Origin of the sequence: Carboxydocella sp. ULO1, from assembly GCF_002049255.1 — a bacterium.
In the GTDB taxonomy this organism is placed as follows: Bacteria; Bacillota.
The window spans coordinates 1-221 of the sequence record NZ_BDLQ01000174.1; the positions used below are offsets into that span (position 1 = coordinate 1).

At 57.0% G+C, this 221-nt stretch carries 1 rRNA gene; it reads right to left on the reverse strand.

The features are described 5' to 3' along the window. Positions 1–221, reverse strand: a 23S ribosomal RNA gene (locus ULO1_RS14995); the annotation flags it as partial.

A 221-nucleotide genomic window follows, 5' to 3' on the forward strand; every position in this document is an offset into this window, starting at 1 on the left:
GGCAGCTCTGCCGCGCTGCCTGATTTGCCCCTCGACCCCATACCTGCAACACCGGCAGGTTTACACAGGTATGGTTTAGGCTCCTCCCCTTTCGCTCGCCGCTACTCAGGAAATCGCTGTTGCTTTCTTTTCCTCGGGGTACTGAGATGTTTCAGTTCCCCCGGTTCCCCCCGTACACCTATCTATTCAGTGCACGGTAGCCGGATATTACTCCGGCTGAG